General features: G+C 60.9%; 19 protein-coding genes. 7 read left to right on the plus strand and 12 right to left on the minus strand.

Annotation, left to right across the window (positions count from 1 at the left end; translation table 11 throughout):
- Positions 1–2: 2 nt before the first annotated feature.
- The 7 genes from scpB to epmA all read right to left on the minus strand — a co-directional run bounded on the left by scpB (position 3) and on the right by epmA (position 6,964).
- Positions 3–635, minus strand: a complete 633-nt coding sequence (gene scpB / locus Q9295_RS03950; protein ID WP_306679201.1) for an SMC-Scp complex subunit ScpB — start codon at positions 633–635, stop codon at positions 3–5.
- On the minus strand, positions 632–1,423 hold the full coding sequence (locus Q9295_RS03955; protein WP_306679202.1) for a segregation and condensation protein A: 792 nt from the start codon (positions 1,421–1,423) through the stop codon (positions 632–634). Before Q9295_RS03955 ends, scpB begins: the two co-directional genes overlap by 4 nt.
- Entirely contained in the window at positions 1,416–2,435 is a 1,020-nt protein-coding gene (locus tag Q9295_RS03960; protein WP_306679203.1) for a glycoside hydrolase family 3 N-terminal domain-containing protein, read from the minus strand. Before Q9295_RS03960 ends, Q9295_RS03955 begins: the two co-directional genes overlap by 8 nt.
- On the minus strand, positions 2,432–3,358 hold the full coding sequence (locus Q9295_RS03965) for an SPOR domain-containing protein (protein WP_306679204.1): 927 nt from the start codon (positions 3,356–3,358) through the stop codon (positions 2,432–2,434). Before Q9295_RS03965 ends, Q9295_RS03960 begins: the two co-directional genes overlap by 4 nt.
- A 62-nt stretch (positions 3,359–3,420) precedes the next feature.
- The gene (gene argS, locus Q9295_RS03970) at positions 3,421–5,163 is read right to left on the minus strand and encodes an arginine--tRNA ligase (RefSeq protein WP_306679205.1); all 1,743 of its coding nucleotides are present in this window, start codon (positions 5,161–5,163) and stop codon (positions 3,421–3,423) included.
- 146 nt (positions 5,164–5,309) lie between these two features.
- Positions 5,310–5,756 carry a cytochrome c maturation protein CcmE gene (gene ccmE / locus Q9295_RS03975; protein ID WP_306679348.1) on the minus strand — a complete coding sequence of 149 codons (447 nt, stop codon included), beginning with the start codon at positions 5,754–5,756 and terminating at the stop codon, positions 5,310–5,312.
- Positions 5,757–5,911: 155 nt separating this feature from the next.
- The gene (gene epmA / locus Q9295_RS03980) at positions 5,912–6,964 is read right to left on the minus strand and encodes an EF-P lysine aminoacylase EpmA (RefSeq protein ID WP_306679206.1); all 1,053 of its coding nucleotides are present in this window, start codon (positions 6,962–6,964) and stop codon (positions 5,912–5,914) included.
- Between the two features lie 90 nt (positions 6,965–7,054).
- Here epmA and efp point away from each other — a divergent pair, with 90 nt between their 5' ends.
- On the plus strand, positions 7,055–7,621 hold the full coding sequence (gene efp / locus Q9295_RS03985) for an elongation factor P (protein ID WP_306679207.1): 567 nt from the start codon (positions 7,055–7,057) through the stop codon (positions 7,619–7,621).
- Between the two features lie 69 nt (positions 7,622–7,690).
- Here efp and Q9295_RS03990 read toward each other — a convergent pair whose 3' ends face one another.
- The 5 genes from Q9295_RS03990 to murI form a co-directional block, all read right to left on the minus strand.
- On the minus strand, positions 7,691–7,894 hold the full coding sequence (locus Q9295_RS03990; protein WP_306679208.1) for a DUF2158 domain-containing protein: 204 nt from the start codon (positions 7,892–7,894) through the stop codon (positions 7,691–7,693).
- A 30-nt stretch (positions 7,895–7,924) separates the two neighbouring features.
- Entirely contained in the window at positions 7,925–8,623 is a 699-nt protein-coding gene (locus Q9295_RS03995) for a spermine/spermidine synthase domain-containing protein (RefSeq protein WP_306679209.1), read from the minus strand.
- A 283-nt stretch (positions 8,624–8,906) separates the two neighbouring features.
- Complete coding sequence (locus Q9295_RS04000; RefSeq protein ID WP_306679210.1) at positions 8,907–10,094, minus strand: acyltransferase family protein; 1,188 nt, start codon at positions 10,092–10,094, stop codon at positions 8,907–8,909.
- 2 nt (positions 10,095–10,096) lie between these two features.
- Entirely contained in the window at positions 10,097–10,795 is a 699-nt protein-coding gene (locus Q9295_RS04005) for an acyltransferase family protein (RefSeq protein ID WP_306679211.1), read from the minus strand.
- Between the two features lies 1 nt (position 10,796).
- Positions 10,797–11,609 (minus strand): glutamate racemase, encoded by an 813-nt coding sequence (gene murI / locus Q9295_RS04010; protein ID WP_306679212.1) that lies wholly within the window; start codon positions 11,607–11,609, stop codon positions 10,797–10,799.
- A gap of 209 nt (positions 11,610–11,818) precedes the next feature.
- On the opposite strand from murI, the gene Q9295_RS04015 reads away from it, so the two are divergent.
- The 6 genes from Q9295_RS04015 to grxD all read left to right on the plus strand — a co-directional run bounded on the left by Q9295_RS04015 (position 11,819) and on the right by grxD (position 16,560).
- On the plus strand, positions 11,819–12,712 hold the full coding sequence (locus tag Q9295_RS04015) for a LysR family transcriptional regulator (protein ID WP_306679213.1): 894 nt from the start codon (positions 11,819–11,821) through the stop codon (positions 12,710–12,712).
- Positions 12,713–13,055: 343 nt separating this feature from the next.
- On the plus strand, positions 13,056–15,218 hold the full coding sequence (purL, locus tag Q9295_RS04020) for a phosphoribosylformylglycinamidine synthase subunit PurL (protein WP_306679214.1): 2,163 nt from the start codon (positions 13,056–13,058) through the stop codon (positions 15,216–15,218).
- 4 nt (positions 15,219–15,222) lie between these two features.
- Positions 15,223–15,711: a GNAT family N-acetyltransferase gene (locus Q9295_RS04025; RefSeq protein ID WP_306679215.1), complete on the plus strand. Its 489-nt coding sequence runs from the start codon at positions 15,223–15,225 to the stop codon at positions 15,709–15,711.
- A gap of 84 nt (positions 15,712–15,795) precedes the next feature.
- The gene (locus Q9295_RS04030; RefSeq protein ID WP_306679216.1) at positions 15,796–16,038 is read left to right on the plus strand and encodes a BolA/IbaG family iron-sulfur metabolism protein; all 243 of its coding nucleotides are present in this window, start codon (positions 15,796–15,798) and stop codon (positions 16,036–16,038) included.
- 19 nt (positions 16,039–16,057) lie between these two features.
- On the plus strand, positions 16,058–16,201 hold the full coding sequence (locus Q9295_RS04035) for a hypothetical protein (protein WP_306679217.1): 144 nt from the start codon (positions 16,058–16,060) through the stop codon (positions 16,199–16,201).
- Positions 16,198–16,560 carry a Grx4 family monothiol glutaredoxin gene (gene grxD / locus Q9295_RS04040; protein ID WP_306679218.1) on the plus strand — a complete coding sequence of 121 codons (363 nt, stop codon included), beginning with the start codon at positions 16,198–16,200 and terminating at the stop codon, positions 16,558–16,560. Before Q9295_RS04035 ends, grxD begins: the two co-directional genes overlap by 4 nt.
- Positions 16,561–16,582 lie beyond the last annotated feature (22 nt).

A 16,582-nucleotide genomic window follows, 5' to 3' on the forward strand; every position in this document is an offset into this window, starting at 1 on the left:
GCTCAATCCTCGAAAAGCTCGCTCTGGCCGGGCTGCGGCTCATCTTCATCCTCGGACGGAGGTGCCATTGGCGACGGACGGCTGTCCAGAAGCCCCGCCGCGCGCAGTTCTTTGATCCCCGGCAAATCGCGCGCCGATTCGAGCCCGAAATGGTCCAAGAAACTGTCGGTGACCACAAAGGTCACCGGGCGGCCGGGCGTCATCCGACGCCGGCCAAAACGGATCCACTCCAGCTCCATCAACAGATCAATTGTGCCCCGGCTCACGGCCACGCCACGGATCTCTTCAATCTCGGTGCGGGTGACGGGCTGGTGGTACGCAATGATCGCCAAGGTCTCGATCGCGGCGCGCGACAGCTTGCGCGTCTCGACCGTCTCGCGGCTCATCAGAAAGCCAAGATCGGCGGCGGTGCGGAAGGCGAAGGCATCGCCCACCTTCACCACATGCACGCCCCGCCCCTCATAGCGCTTGCGCAGATAGGCCAAAGCCTCGGCCGGGTCGCAGCCATGCGGCATGCGCGAGCGCAACTCGGCCACTGTCACCGGCTCGGTGCTGGCAAAAAGGATCGCTTCCACCATGCGCTCTTGCTCGCCCATCGGGGGGGCTGCGAAAAGGCTTTGTTCTTGCTCGCTCATTCAGGCCCTCGGCGAATTTGGATCGGCGCGAAGGTCTCGGATTGACGGATCGCCACTTGACCGCGCTTGGCCATCTCAAGGATCGCGGCGAAATGCGCCGCCGTGGCGCTGCGTCGCGCCATCGGCGAGACATCCCAGCCATCGGGCAAAAAGCTTTGCAGATCAGCCCATTCACCGACATAGCCGATCAAGCCGCGCATCCGTTCTAGCGCCTGCTCCATCGTGAAGACATGCTTGCGGTCCAAAACGAAGGGACGAAACTCGTCCTTGGTGCGCAGCCGCGCATAGGCGCGCATCAGGTCCAGCAAACTGGCATCATAGGTGACTTTGCGGTGCAGGCTGATGCCTTCGGGCAGGCCACGGGCGAAGAAATCGCGGGCGAGTTGGTCGCGGCCCATCAGCCGCGCCGCGGCCTCTCGCATGGCTTGCAGACGTTCCAACTGGAAAGCCAGATGTGCCGCCAGATCTTCGGCACTCGGCCCCGCCTCACCGGGTTCGGGCGGCAACAGCAAGCGCGATTTCAGGAAGGCGAGCCAAGCCGCCATCACCAGATAATCGGCGGCCAGTTCGATCCGCAGGCTGGCGGCACGGTTGATAAAGGCCAGATATTGCTCGGCCAATTGCAGGACGGAAATCCGGCGCAAATCCACCTTTTGCGTGCGCGACAGCGTGAGAAGAAGGTCCAAAGGCCCCTCAAACCCATCGACATCGACGATCAGAGCCTCGGCGGCCAGACGTTCGGCGGTGGCATTGCGCTCCGCCTCGATCCAGTCGTCTTGCTCAGCCATGCGCCGCCTCGCTTGTCAGCGCGGCAAGCTCGGCCTCGGCAGCGGCAAGGTCGAAAGGTTGCGGGGCTTGGCGGCTGGCCAAAGCCGCCCTCGCGCGGGCTTGGCTGTCTGCGCGCATCGCCCCTGCGGCGGCTGCCACCTCTTCCATCTGGGCAAAATCGCCTTTGCAATGCAAAGCGATATCACAGCCCGCAGCCAGCGAGGCAGCGGTGCGGCTGGCAAGATTGCCCTTTAACGCTTCCATATTGAGATCATCGGTCATCAAAAGACCGCTGAAGCCAATCTCCTCGCGGATCAGGCGGATCATCGTCGGGCTTTGCGTGGCGGGCAAGCTGTCGAAGGCTGCAAAGATGATATGCGCCGTCATCGCCATCGGCAGGTCTTTCAGCGCCGCAAAGGGCGCGAAATCGACCGACCGCAACTCCTCGGCCGAGGCGGTCACGGTGGGCAGCTCCAGATGCGTGTCCATCGAGGAAAGCCCATGCCCCGGCATATGCTTGACCACCGGCCAAACCCCGCCCGCCTGCAACCCATCGGCCACCGCACGGCCGATCTGGGCCACGCTCAAAGCGTCCGAGCCATAGCAGCGGTTCAGCAAGAATGGATGCGTGGCAGCGCGGGCCACATCGGCGACCGGGGCGCAATTGGCGTCAATGCCCACATCGCGCAACTCGGCCGCGATGATGCGCATCCGCAGATACATCGCACGGGCGGCTTTCGCGGGATCACCAATCTGCGCCACTGTGCCAAAAGGCGGCTGCCAGTCGCGCCAATGGGGCGCGCGCATCCGCTGCACCCGACCACTTTCCTGATCGATCAGGATCGGTGCCTCACGCCCCACGGCATCGCGCAGATCGCCGGTCAGCCGACGCAACTGATCGGGCGTCTCAACATTGCGGGCAAAGATGATGAAGCCAAAGGGATCAAAGTCGCGGAAAAACCCGCGCTCTTTTGCCAAAAGCTCCGGCCCTGCGCAGCCAAAGATCGCAGCGCCCGTTCCAATTTCACTCATTTGTGGCTCACCGGGATGCAGCTGGCGTTTTCGATCAACAAGGCCGAGCAGAAGCGGCGGGCGTCATCTTCGCCCTCGAACCCAAGCGCGCGCAGCCGGTAAAAGGTGCTGCCGCCGCTGACCGCCGATTGAATGACCATAGATTTTCCCGCCATCAACGCGCCAAAGCGTCCCGCAAGACGGGTCCATTCTGAGCGGGCTTCGCTTTCAGAGTTAAAGGTGCCGAACTGGACCAACCTTGTGCCAACTTCCAGCGTCTCGGGCGCCACTTCGGTGGGCGGCGCGACCTCAACTGCCAGTTCAGCCCCGCCGCTGCGGTTGGGGCGCGGCATTGGGCGTGGCGAGCGGGTGATCGCTCCGGGCGGAGCCGGAGCGCCAGCATCGTCCAAAGCGGCGCTCTCAACGCCGGTGTCTATCTCATCTGGGGCGATGCCAAGCGCCTCGGCCAAGGCCAGAGCCACCGCATCCACCTCGGGATCAACCTCGGTCGGCACCAGTGCGGCAGGGCTTTCGCTCAGTTGCGGGGCAGCTTCGGCGACTTCGGGCGGTACCACCTCGGGGGTCAAAGAGCCCAAGCCGGGGCCGTCGTCTGAAGACAGCTCCACCGGCTTTGGCGCCAGCACCAGACGATCAGCGGGCGGCGTTGCGATGCCTTCGGCCACAACGTCATTCACCGCAAGCCCCTGGTGATCGGCGACCGCACCACCGGGATCTTCCGGCGCAATCCGCGCCGGGCCTTCCAGCGCGCGGATCACCGGCACGCCCGAGATATCGCGCACCGCCAGCCGATAGCCCCAGACGCCCAAACCGACGACCAGCGCAATCGAGCTGACCGCGCCCGCGATCTGCACCAAACGCTGCGCTTTACCGGGCCTTGGTGGCCCGGCGGGCGCGCCATAATCGGCATAGTCCCTATCCGCCATCATCGCCTCTGCCCGGCGGGTTGTCCCCGCCTGTTCCGCTGCTCTTCCGGCATGGGCTGTCGTCAGCGCATCTCTTCGACCGGAGTGACGCCCAAGATAGCAAGGCCACTGCAAATGACAACGCTTACAGCCTGAACAAGGGCGATTTTCGCCTGAGTAGTGGCCTGATCCTCTTGCACGAAGCGCAAGGAAAGCTCGTCATTGCCGCGGTTCCACAGACCGTGGAACTCAGACGCCAACTCGTAAAGGTAGAAGGCAACCCGGTGCGGCTCATTGTTGCGCGCGGCGATTTCCACCAAACGCGGCCATTCGGCGATCTTTTTCAACATCGCCAGCTCAGCCGCATGCGACAGCTGGCCGTGATCGGCCGCCGCAAGGGTCGCTTGATCCACCGCGATCCCAGCGTCCCGCGCCTTGCGCAGGACCGAGTTGATCCGGGCATTGGCATATTGGACATAGAAGACCGGGTTGTCCTTGGACTGCTCCAAAACCTTGTCGAAATCGAAGTCGAGCGAGACATCGTTCTTGCGGGTCAGCATGATGAAACGCGTGACATCCGCGCCCGCCTGCTCGACCACATCGCGCAAGGTGACAAAGGTGCCGGCCCGTTTCGACATCTTAAAGGGCTCACCGCCCTTATAGAGCTTCACCAGCTGCACCAGCTTGATATCCAAGGGGACTTTGCCGCCGGACAGGGCCGAAACCGCAGCCTTCATCCGCTTGACATAGCCACCGTGGTCGGCGCCGAAAATGTCGATCAGCTGATCGAAACCGCGTTTCACCTTGTTGTAGTGATAGGCGATATCGGGGGCGAAATAGGTCCAGGAGCCGTCCGATTTCTGCACCGGGCGGTCGACGTCATCGCCATGTGCGGTCGAGCGGAAGAGCATCTGCTCGCGCGGCTCCCAATCTTCCAGCGTCTTGCCTTTCGGCGGTTCAAGCACGCCTTCATAGATGAGGCCCGCTTGGCGCAACTCTTCGATGGCAGCTTCAATCTCGCCGGTGCCGTAAAGCGCTTTTTCGCTGGAGTAGATATCCATCTCAACGCCAAGCTGCGCCAGATCCTCGCGGATCATCTGCATCATCTCGGCGGTGGCGAATTCGCGCACATCGGCCAGCCAGACGGATTCCGGCTGGTCGAGCAGGCTGGTGCCGTATTTCGCCTTCAGCGCCTCACCGACCGGGATCAGGTAATCGCCGGGGTAAAGCCCTTCGCGGATCTCAGGCTCAAGCCCATTGGCCTCGCGGTAACGCTCAAAGGCCGAACGTGCCAGCACATCCACCTGCGCGCCGCCGTCGTTGATATAATATTCGCGGGTGACATCATGACCCGAGAAGGCCAAAAGCCGCGACAAAGCATCGCCCACAACCGCGCCGCGGACGTGGCCCACATGCATCGGGCCGGTCGGGTTGGCCGAGACAAACTCGACGTTGACCTTCAGCCCCTGCCCCAGGTCCGAGCGGCCATAATCAAGGCCTGCGCTCAGCACTTGGCGGATCACATCTTGCCACAGGGCCGGAGCCAGCCGCAGGTTCAAGAAGCCCGGGCCAGCCACATCGGCGGCCTGAATGCGCGGGTCTTCCAAGAGTTTCACCGCCAAAGCATCGGCAATCTCACGCGGGTTCTTGCCCGCAGGTTTTGCCAAAACCATCGCCGCATTGGTGGCCATATCGCCATGCGAGGCGTCGCGCGGCGGCTCGACCGCGACGGCACTAAGGTCAAGTCCTTGCGGCAAGAGCCCTTCAGCCGTCATCCGGCCAAGGGCATCCACCACCGCGCTGCGGAGATCCGCGAAGAGGTTCATCTGATCAAATCCCGTATGATGCTCTGGCATTGCCAGAGCGGGCTCGCCGGGTCAAGCGGGCGGGCTTACGCGGAGGGCTTTGCAAGAGCGTAACGCAGCAAAAAGCCGCCTCTAGGGCGGCTTTTGGGGGGTAAAGCGGGCAAATCTTAGCTTTCAGGCTCTTTATACACGCCCTGCTCTTTCAGCGCCTGCGTGACCTCTTTCGGCATATAGGTCTCATCATGCTTGGCCAACACTTCGGAGGCGACGAAGGTGCCGTCCTGCATCTTACCAAGCGCAACCATGCCCTGACCTTCGGCGAAAAGATCGGGCAACACGCCGGTATAGGTGACCGGGACGGTCTCATTGGTGTCGGTCACGTTGAAGGTGATGGTCACCCCGTCGCCACGCTTGAGGCTCCCTTCTTCGACCAGCCCGCCGATACGGAACACCTCATCCGCATCAGGCGGTGTGGTGACCACTTCGGTGGGCGAGCGGAAGAAGTTCAGCGCATCTTTCGGCACGAAGAAAAAGATCACCAAAAAGGCGGTGGCAAGCGCTGCAAAAGCCAAAACCACCACCTGAATCCGGCGGCGCTTTTTCAGGCCTTTCAGCCCGCGAAACTGCGGCGTGTCGCTGTTTTGCATCTTCATCTCCTGCGGCTGGTGCGGACTGCAACGCGCCGCAACCTGCGTTTAGCAGATAGGGCGCGGGGGGGCCTGTGTCGAGACCCTGCTCGCCCCCGCGTCAGCAGGTCACAGCTTTGACCTTACGGCGTCACGCGCCCTGCGGGCACCCATTGCACGGCCTCGACCGAAGGCGCTCCCGTGGCCAGCATCACCAAGCGGTCAAAGCCAAGCGCGCAGCCGCAGGCATTGGGCATCAGCGCCAAAGCGGCAAGGAAATCCTCATCAATCGGATAGGTCTCGCCGTAAGTCGCCTGCTTGATCGCCATCTCTTCTTCAAAGCGCAGGCGCTGCTCGATGGGATCGGTGAGCTCTCCAAAGCCGTTGGCCAGCTCCACACCGCAGGCATAGACCTCAAACCGCTCCGAGACCCGCGCATCGCCGGGCACGCGGCGCGCCAAGGCGGCTTCGGCGGCGGGATAGCGGTCAAGCACGGTCAAACGGCCCTGCCCCAGATGCGGCTCGACCCTCTCCGACAGGATCCGACTGAAAAGATCGGACCAGCTTTCACCCGCCATATGGGCAATGCCAACACGGTCCATCTGCTCGGCCAAGGCCGCCGCATCGGTGGCACCTTGCGCATCCATCGTGGCGAGAAGATCAATGCCCGCATAGGTGCTGAAGGCATCCGCCACCGAGACCCGCTCATAAGGCGCTTTAGGGTCGCAGGTCAGATCGCGGTGCCGCAAGAGCCCGTCGCAAGCGAGCCGCACCCAAGCCGCGATATCCTCCATCAGCTGCTCATAGCCTTCACCCACCCGGTACCATTCCAACATGGTGAATTCGGGCGCATGTTTCGGTCCGCGCTCGCGGTTGCGCCAGACATGGCCAAGGCTGTAGATCCGCCGCTCTCCCGCCGCCAAAAGCCGCTTCATCGCAAATTCGGGCGAGGTATGCAGATACATCACCTGCCCCGCGCCATCATTGCCGATCGCGGTGGTGGCAAAGGCGTGCAGATGCGCCTCATTGCCGGGGCTGACTTGCAGCGCCGAAGGGTCCACCTCAAGGAAGTCCTGCTCCGCCAGCCAACCCCGGATCGCGCCTTGAATCCGGTTGCGCGCCAGCAAAAGCGGGCGGCGATCAGCGTGGCGCGAAGGATGCCACCAAGGCGTATCTGCGGCGATCTCTGGGGTCATTTCGGGTTCCGGCTGGAAATCTGGGCAAGGTTGCGCTAAGGGCGGCGGCATACGCGCCACTGACGCGCCCATATCAAAGGATCACGCCCCGTGAAAGTCATCGCCTCGTCCCTGCGTAAGGGCAACGTCGTTGAGCTCGACAGCCGTCTCTATGTTGTTCTCAACGCTGAAACGTTCCGCCCCGGCAAAGGCACCCCCACCACCAGCGTCGACATGCGCCGCATCTCGGACGGGGTGAAAGTTTCGGAACGTTGGAAAACCACCGATCAAGTGGAAAAAGCCAATGTCGACGAGCGCGACTATGACTTCCTCTACGAAGACAGCGAAGGCTTCCACTTCATGCAGCCGGAAACCTACGAGCAAGTCGTGGTGACCGAGGATGTCATGGGCGGCAACAAGCCCTATGTCCAAGAAGGCATGCGCGTCTTCCTGAAAACTTATGAAGGCGTGCCGATCGCGATCGAAGTGCCGCAGCGCATTACCGTTGAGATCATGGAAACCGAGCCGGTCGTCAAAGGCCAAACCGCCTCGTCGAGCTACAAGCCCGCAACCGCCTCGAACGGTCTGCGCGTGATGGTTCCGGCCCATATCGGCGCAGGCACCCGCATCATCATCAACACCGATGATGACAGCTATGTGGAACGCGCCAAGGACTGATCCTTGGCACCTAGGCTAGGATTTAGGGGCGGGCCTTGCGGTCCGCCCCTTTTCTTTTGGGCGCTTCGCTCAGCTGGCGATGGCAGGTGCAGCTGCGGCTGCGGCTTCGACCAGCTCTAGCACCACCGGCAGGAAAACGGCCCGGCGCAGCTCGGTGCCCTCGAACCAAACGGCCGAGACCTTGATCTCACCGCCATAGCGGCCGACCTTTTCAACGGTCATCACCTCACCGCCCGAGCGCAGACGCACCAAATCCGCTGGTTTGAAATCCATTCTTCTTCTCCTAATGCTGCCAAACGCCGGTCAGGCGGCCAGCCGTTGCGCAAGGCTCTGCCTGTCAGAGCCGACGAAATAGAGGTGGTGCATCGCATCCGCCCGTCCGGGGATCAGCGGGATATCTTCAACACACCAAGCCGCACCCGCTTGGTCCAAGCGGCGCGCGAAAGCATCCGAGCGATCGGCCGACCAAAAAGCGGCAATGCCGCCGGGGCGCAGAGCATCCAGCGCCATCGCAATGCCGGCATCATTGTAAAGTCCGGCGTTGTCGGGGCGCGCCAAAGCCTCGGGACCGTTGTCAGTGTCCATGAGGATCAGGTCCCAACGCTTTGGATTTTCTTGCAAAAGCGCGCTCACGTCGCGCAGGTGCAAACGCACCCGACGGTCGGCCAAGGGATGATCCGCCAAAGGGGCCAAATGGCTGCGGTTCCATTCCGCCACCTCGGGCGAGATTTCGCAGACATCGACGCGCTCGGCCTGTGGCACGGCGTCAAGGATGGCACGCAGCGTAAAGCCCATGCCCAATCCGCCCACCAAAACCCGCGCATCATGGCGGTTCAGCATCCGCGCGGCTTTGATTGCAAGGCTGATCTCGGATTGAGAGTTTAGGTTAGACATGAGCTGCATGCCGTTGAACTTTATCTCAAAAAGCTCACCGCGCTGCTGCAGCAAGATATCGTCGCCCGAAGCGCTGCGCGCCCGGGCCAAAGGGGTCCAGAGGGTCATGATGGTCCACAACAATGCCGCGCCGCCCTAAGGGCGGTTGGCGGTCTCAACAGAAGATGAGAGATCGATCAGGGTTGCCGGGCGTATCCGCAGCAACCCTTAGGCATTGTTGGCCCTGGTTCCGAACAGAAGCGGAAACAGCGCAGAGATGTTCGACCGAAAACCAGTCAGCATGTCAGATCCGTTGCCACCAGAGCGCGGCACAATCTGCCGCATCGCCCCAGACTGCCGCCTTTGACGCCAGTTGTCCAGTGCCGGGGGCGCGGGCTTACCTTACTAGCGTTTAGTTGCCGGTCTGACGCGGCGCCATGATCCGGTCATAGATCCCGGCCTTATCGAACAATGGCCCCGCGTAACGGGCCCCAGCTCGCGACAAATGATAGCCATCAAAGGCTAGCACCTGATCATTGACGTCGACTGCTGGGCAGATTGCCCCGCCGCCCTCAGGGCAAAGCACCTCTTGCAGGTTGATGAAAATATCAGGGAACCATTCTTGCAGCTGCGCCGTGCTGCGAAGCACTTGTGGATCTGCATCTGCACGAAGCTCTTGCCGTTCGGCGCGGCTATATCGCGACAGCACGCGCAAGTCCGGCACTCCAAAGGATTTTGTGCCGACAAGCAGCAGATCATTCGCCGTCAGCTCTCGCACTCTTTTCAACGAGGCCTGCATGAAGGGCAAATGCCAATCGTCCCAATAGGAGATGAGTACCACCCGATCCGCGCTTTGCATCCGCCCCAAAAGCGGAGCGCCCTCGTAGCGGTCGATATCGTCGCATTTGGCAGGCAAATCTTGCGCCAAAAGTGCAGGATCATCACGCGGCACAGCCAGATTACCGCAATTCCAAGAAATGATGTGAACGCTCAGGTCGATCTGGTCAATCACACCGTATTCGATCATCGAGTTGACGAAATCCATTCCGTAGCTGTCGCCAATGATCTGGATCTTGGGGCGTCCATCATCTGAGAAGGCGCGATCCTTGTAGGGTTTAACGCCTGTTCGCACATAATTCCGCGCTTGGCGCCATTCGGCAGACAGCAAATCTCGGTTCTCGTTCGAGACGAAAAGGTAGGGTGCGCGCGACATTCCAAGCGTCAGCGTCAAGGCCAGGAGTGCGCCTTGAATAAGCAAGAGCCTTGGGATGATCCCCGCCTTGCGCCGATAGCGCTGCTCGACAAAGACCCAAGACGCAAAGCCCACGCCCAAGATCACCGCGACCCAGAATACGGCCGAGAGGAAAGAGCCCTCAGCCATCCAGCCCGAAAGCCGTGCGTAAGACAGGATCGGTTGGTGCCACAGATAAATTGAATAGCTCGCAAGTCCGATCAGGCGCAGCGGCATCCACGTCAAAAGCCGCCCCGACATCCCTTGGGTCTGGCCAAACCCCAATACAAGCATGGTTCCAACAACAGGCAGCAGGGTGAATGTCGAGGGAGTTGGCGTCTCTTCGTTGTAAAGAAAGAGGCTGGCCATGATCATAGCAAGGCCAATCCCGCCCAATCCATCCCGCGCCCCCAGGCTGAGCCGCGCCGCAGACCAGCGATCGCCGCCCCTGCCAAAAGCTCCCAAGCCCTTGAAGGGGAAAAGAAATAGTTCGAGCTCGGCTTGATGTCGGCACCATAATTGGCCAGCGCCAATGAGGCCAAAGCCAAGATAACGATCAGCCCCCATCGCAGAGCCGCCTTCATCGGGATCAAGAAGAGCAAAGGGAAGACCAGATAGAACTGTTCTTCGATGCCCAGGCTCCAAGTGTGGATCAGCGGCAGATTAAGCGTGGTCGCGGCAAAGTAATCCGTCGCATCCATGAAATAGAAGTTGGACAGAAACAGCAACGTTGCCGCGCCGGAGACGCCCAATTCGCGCAACTCGGATGGGATCAACACCAGACAACCCAGCACCAGCGAGACCGTAAGCATCACCACCAGCGCCGGCATCAGCCGCCGCATCCGCCGCGCATAAAACTGCTTAAGACTGACCCTGCCCTCGGCACGCTCTGCGCTTAGGACTTGGGTGATCAGGAAGCCCGAAATGACGAAGAAGATGTCAACGCCAAGAAAACCACCGGGCAAGCCGGCCCAGCCGGCATGCGCCAAAACCACGGCCATCACCGCAAGGCAGCGCAGCCCATCGATCTCGGCACGATAATGAGGGTCGGCCGGGATCAATTTATGCATTTTAAGCGGCCTCAAATTGGATCGCGCGGCGCAGGAATTGGGTGGCATGGTCTGAGACCGCTTGCGGATCGCCACTGGTCAAGAATTTCGATTGCTGCCCTTGGCCGATGAACTCGGGCCGACGGGTCAGGTAATCGGCAAGGCTTTCGGCAACCAAATTGGCTTGCGAATAGACCCTCACCTTGTCGCCAAGCGCCTTTTGAAACACCGATTCCAACAATGGGTAATGCGTGCAGCCCAAGATTGCCGCTTCGGGATGCGGCATCCGGCGTTTCAGCGCCTCAACATGGCTGCGCACCAAGGCTTCGGCCAGGATCTCATCACCCTGCTCGATTGCATCGACGAGACCGCCGCAAGGCTGTGCCTCGACATCCACACCGATCGCACGGAAGGCCAATTCGCGCTGGAAGGCACGGCTGGCAACAGTGGCGGGTGTAGCAAACAAAGCCACATGCTTCACTGCAACTTCGCGCGGCGGCGAGTTGTCGCCCCATTGCCGCTCGGTCAAAGCTTCAATCAGCGGCACAAACACCCCCAAGACACGCTTATCCTTGGGGATCCAAGTGTCCTGCATCCGCCGCAACGCCGCAGCCGAGGCGGTGTTGCAAGCCAAGATCACCAGATCGCAGCCCTCGTCCCACAGTCGTGCGGTCGCAGCGCAGGTCAGGTTATAGATGTCATCGGCGGTGCGCACGCCATAAGGCGCATGGGCATTATCGCCGTAATATACAAAAGGCACCTGCGGCAAACGACGCGACACTGCGTCCAAAACCGTCAAACCACCAAGGCCCGAATCGAAGATCCCGACTGCCATTTTCGCCCCTTCGCCTGCACACCAACGGGGCTCGATCGCCCTGCCTCGCTGCCGATTGTGCCGCGATCATAGGCAGACCCAACGGATTGCGGAAGAGCCGTGCGGCAAATGGACCAATTTTCCCCCGAGATACAGCATTTACATAAGATCAGCTTTTCACCAGAAGCATAGCTCGTGCTAGGCTGCGTTTGGTATTTAAGGGATGGGTTATGGACTGGGACAAATTACGGATCTTTCATGCGGTGGCCGAAAAGGGCAGCCTCACCCATGCAGGCGATGTTTTGCACCTGTCGCAATCCGCCGTCAGCCGCCAGATCCGCGCGCTTGAGGAAAGCCTCAATGTCACGCTCTTTCACCGTCACGCGCGCGGATTGATCCTGACCGAACAGGGTGAGCTTCTCTTTGACGCCACCCAAGCGATGGTGAAGCGGCTTGATGCGACCGCCGCCCGGATCCGCGATTCTGAAGATGAAGTTTTTGGTGAGCTGCGCGTCACCACCACCACCGGTTTCGGCACGCTCTGGCTCGCCCCGCGCCTGGCGCGACTTTACGAGCGCTACCCCAGCCTAAAGATCGACCTGATGCTCGAAGAGCGCGTTCTCGATCTGCCGATGCGCGAGGCCGATGTGGCGATCCGCATGAAAGAGCCAAGCCAAGCCGATCTCATCCGCAAGCGGCTGATGAACATCAAGATGCGGCTTTATGCGACGCCTGAATACCTTGAAGAGCACTCCACGCCCTTGACGATGGAAGACATGAGCCAGCACCGCCTGATCTGTCAGCACCCCGGCACGGCGCAAGTGGCGGCGGGCGCGCTGCTGGTCGCCGAGTTGATGACGCATGATGTGCCCTCGACCCTGCATGTGAACCAGTATTTTGGCGTGTTGCAGGGCGTCTTGAATCATCTTGGGATCGGGGTTCTGCCGGATTATATCACCGATGACTTCCCCCGCCTCGTTCGCGTGCTGCCCGAGGTGGAAAGCGGCGAAGTGCCTGTCTTTCTTGCCTATCCCGAAGAGCTGCGGCAATCCAAACGCGTCGGCGTCTTCCGTGATTTCGTGCTTGATGAAATTATGACCTATCGCAAGCGCCAACAGCCGTAGTTTGCGGCGCTGCGGCATAGCCATGCATTTGCTGCATGGCGGACATGCCTTAACGTTGGACGAAGGCGGCTTGAAGCGCGCAAGCCTAGCTCATAAATCGGGCTACGAAGCAGTGATTGAGTTTCTCTTGCTGCTTCATACCTCCCTGTTGGACTTGGCCGGACTTCGTGTCCGGCCTCTTTTTTTTCTGCACCTGCATTGTTTGGCTAGAAAATAGGCACAGCTTTGGCGCGCCTTGCAGGAAAGTTGCAAATTCCTATGTCCAAGCTTGGCGCGGCACCTTCCCCTTTGCCCGCCTATGGTCTAGGAGGCCCCCAATATTCCAAGCGTCCGGAGGCAGGCGATGACCGAACCCGCAATCACCCAAGAATTGGTGGCCGCGCATGGGATCAAGCCCGATGAATGGGAGCGTCTGCTCGGCATCTTGGGCCGTGAGCCCTCCTTCACCGAGCTTGGCATCTTCTCGGCGATGTGGAACGAGCATTGCTCGTATAAATCCTCGAAGATCCATCTGAAGAAACTGCCGACCACCGGCCCGCAAGTGATCTGCGGCCCCGGCGAGAATGCCGGTGTGGTCGATATTGGCGATGGCCAAGCGGTGATCTTCAAGATGGAGAGCCACAACCACCCGTCTTATATTGAACCGCACCAAGGTGCTGCGACCGGTGTTGGCGGCATCTTGCGCGATGTCTTCACGATGGGCGCGCGCCCGATCGCTGCGATGAACGCTTTGTCCTTTGGTCTGCCCTCGCATCCCAAAACCGCGCATCTGGTGAAAGGCGTGGTTGAGGGCGTTGGCTCTTACGGCAATGCTTTCGGCGTGCCGACCGTGGGCGGCGAAGTGCGCTTCCACAAATCCTATAACGGCAACTGCCTTGTGAACGCCTTTGCGGCGGGTTTGGCTGACGCCGATAAGATCTTCTATTCGGCCGCTTCCGGTGTGGGCATGCCGGTGGTTTACCTTGGCGCCAAGACGGGTCGCGATGGTGTTGGCGGTGCGACGATGGCTTCCGCCGAATTCGACGACACGATCGAGGAAAAACGCCCGACCGTGCAAGTCGGCGACCCCTTCACCGAAAAGCGCCTGCTGGAAGCCTGCCTTGAGCTGATGCAAACCGGCGCTGTCGTCTCGATCCAAGATATGGGCGCGGCTGGCCTCACCTGCTCGGCTGTTGAGATGGGCGATAAGGGCGGTTTGGGCATCAAGCTGCAACTCAATGACGTGCCGCAGCGTGAGCCGAATATGACGGCTTACGAGATGATGCTCTCGGAAAGCCAAGAGCGTATGCTTATGGTTTTGAACCCCGAGCTGGAAGATGTGGCCCGCGCGATCTTCGTGAAATGGGACCTTGATTTCGCCATCGTCGGTGAGACGATTCCGGAAGACCGCTTCCTGATCCTGCATGGCGATGCGGTGATGGCTGATATTCCGCTGTCGAAGCTGTCGTCTTCGGCCCCGGAATATGACCGTCCTTGGGTGGAAACCCCGGCCGCTGGCCCGATTGGCGATCTGCCGCAGATTGCTGCGATCGACGGGCTGAAGGCTTTGGTCGGCTCGCCGAACTATGCCCATAAATCTTGGGTTTATGAGCAATATGATTGCCAAGTTGGCGCCGATACCCTTGTCACTCCCGGCTTGCCTGCGGGCGTGGTGCGGGTGCATGGCACCGGCAAAGCGCTTGCTTTCACCTCGGACGTGACGCCGCGCTACGTCAAAGCCAACCCGTTTGAGGGCGGCAAGCAAGCCGTGGCCGAAGCCTACCGCAACCTCTCCGCCGTGGGCGCCCTGCCCTTGGCCACCACCGACAACCTCAACTTCGGCAACCCTGAGAAGCCCGAGATCATGGGCCAATTCGTCGGCGCTCTGCGCGGCATTGGTGAGGCGGTGAAGGCCTTGGACATGCCAATCGTCTCGGGCAACGTCTCGCTTTACAACGAGACCGATGGCCAGCCGATCCTGCCGACCCCGACCATTGGCGCGGTGGGCATCTTGGCTTCGGTCGAGGATGTCATCGCGGGCCGTCCGCAGGCCGGCGATCTGGCCGTGCTGATCGGCGAGACCCGTGGCCATCTGGGCCAATCCGCGCTGCTGGCCGAGGCTTTTGGCCTTGAGACCGGCGATGCGCCGCATGTTGATCTGGAGGCCGAGCGCAAGAACGGCACTTTCCTGCGCGACAATCGCAAAGCGGTCCGCGCGGCCTCGGATCTGGGCGATGGCGGTCTGGCTTTGGCCGCCTTTGAGATGGCTGAAGCGGCGGGGCTGGGTGTGACCCTGAACCAAGCCGAGACCGCCTTCCTCTTTGGCGAAGACCAAGCGCGCTATCTGGTGGCCCTGTCGCCCGAGGCACTGGACGGCCTGCAAGCCGCCGCAGCAACTGCTGGCGTTGCGCTGAGCGTGGTTGGCGAGTTTGGCGGCAATACGGTTGTGCTTGGTGCAGAATCGGCCCCGCTGGCCGAGCTTTCGGCGCTTTATCGCGGTGCCTTTGCGGCACAGATCGGCGTCTGAGCCTATGGGCCTGCGCCCCGCCACGGCTGCGGATTTCGACTTTATCCGCAGCCTGACGACGCATCCCGACTATACCCCCTTCATCGGCGACGCCGATGAAGGGCAGCTGGCGGTTTGGGCCGCCAGCCCCGCCTGCCGGATCCTGATCTGGCAGGACGGACCCGCCAAGGGCTTTGCGATCTTTCGCGAGATCGGCGACCCTTCCGGCCGGGTCGAGCTTTTCCGCCTTGCGCTGACCCCTGCCGGTGGCGGCGCGGGCAAAGCCTTCTTTGCCGCGCTCATCGACTATGGCTTTAACACCCTAAATGCTGCCCGCATTTGGCTGGATGCCAGTGGCGAGAACCCGCGCGCGATCAAGCTCTACAGTGCCGCCGGTTTCCAGCTTGAGGGCGTCATGCGCCAGCATTGGTATCGCCCCGCGCTTGGCCATGCAGTGGATCTGCATCTGATGGGTCTGATGCGATCTGAATGGTTGGCCCAAGGCGCGGCTTAAGCCTTGCGCTCTTGCAGCCCCCTAAACTGCGGCATACATCTTGGGGTAACGACCCAAAGACAATGACGTGAAGGAGCCGACAGGATGGCAATGGAAGGTAAGGACATCGAGGCGCTGATCCGCGCTGCGTTCCCCGCTGCCAAAATCACCGTCACCGATACCGTGGGCGACGGCAATCACTGGGCGGCTGAGGTCATTGACGAGGCCTTCCGCGGCATGAACCGCGTCCAGCAACAGCGCGCGGTCTATGCCAGTCTCAAAGGCAAAATGGACGGCGCAAACGGCGAATTGCACGCTTTGGCCCTGACCACCAAAGCCCCGGAATAACCTGTTGAAAGAGAGCTTGATGAATTTCTCGCGTCTGATCAGTGATTTGATCCGCTTCTTGGCGGGTTTGGCGCCCGCCCCCAGCTTGCAGCCGATCCCGGTCAAGGCCGAGCGGCCCAAAAACAATCTCGCCGCGCCACGCGGCAAAATGGAGAAAAAATGATGAGCGCGCAGGACCAGATCCGCGACATGGTGGCCAAGAACGACGTGGTTCTGTTCATGAAAGGCACCAAGATGATGCCGCAATGCGGCTTTTCCAGCCGTGTTGCTGGCGTGCTGAACTACATGGGCATCGACTATCTTGACGTGAACGTGCTCGCCGATGCCGAGATCCGTCAGGGCATCAAGGATTTCTCCGACTGGCCAACCATCCCGCAGCTTTACGTCAAAGGCGAATTCATCGGTGGCTGCGACATCATCACCGAGATGACGCTTTCGGGCGAGCTGGACACTTTGCTTGAGGATAACGGCGTGGCTTTCGATAAAGACGCCGCCGATAAGATCCGCGAAGCCAACGCTTAAGTCTTTGTTAAAACTGGGGTGG

The organism is Pseudogemmobacter lacusdianii (assembly GCF_030848395.1).
Classification (GTDB): Bacteria; Pseudomonadota; Alphaproteobacteria; order Rhodobacterales; family Rhodobacteraceae; genus Pseudogemmobacter; species Pseudogemmobacter lacusdianii.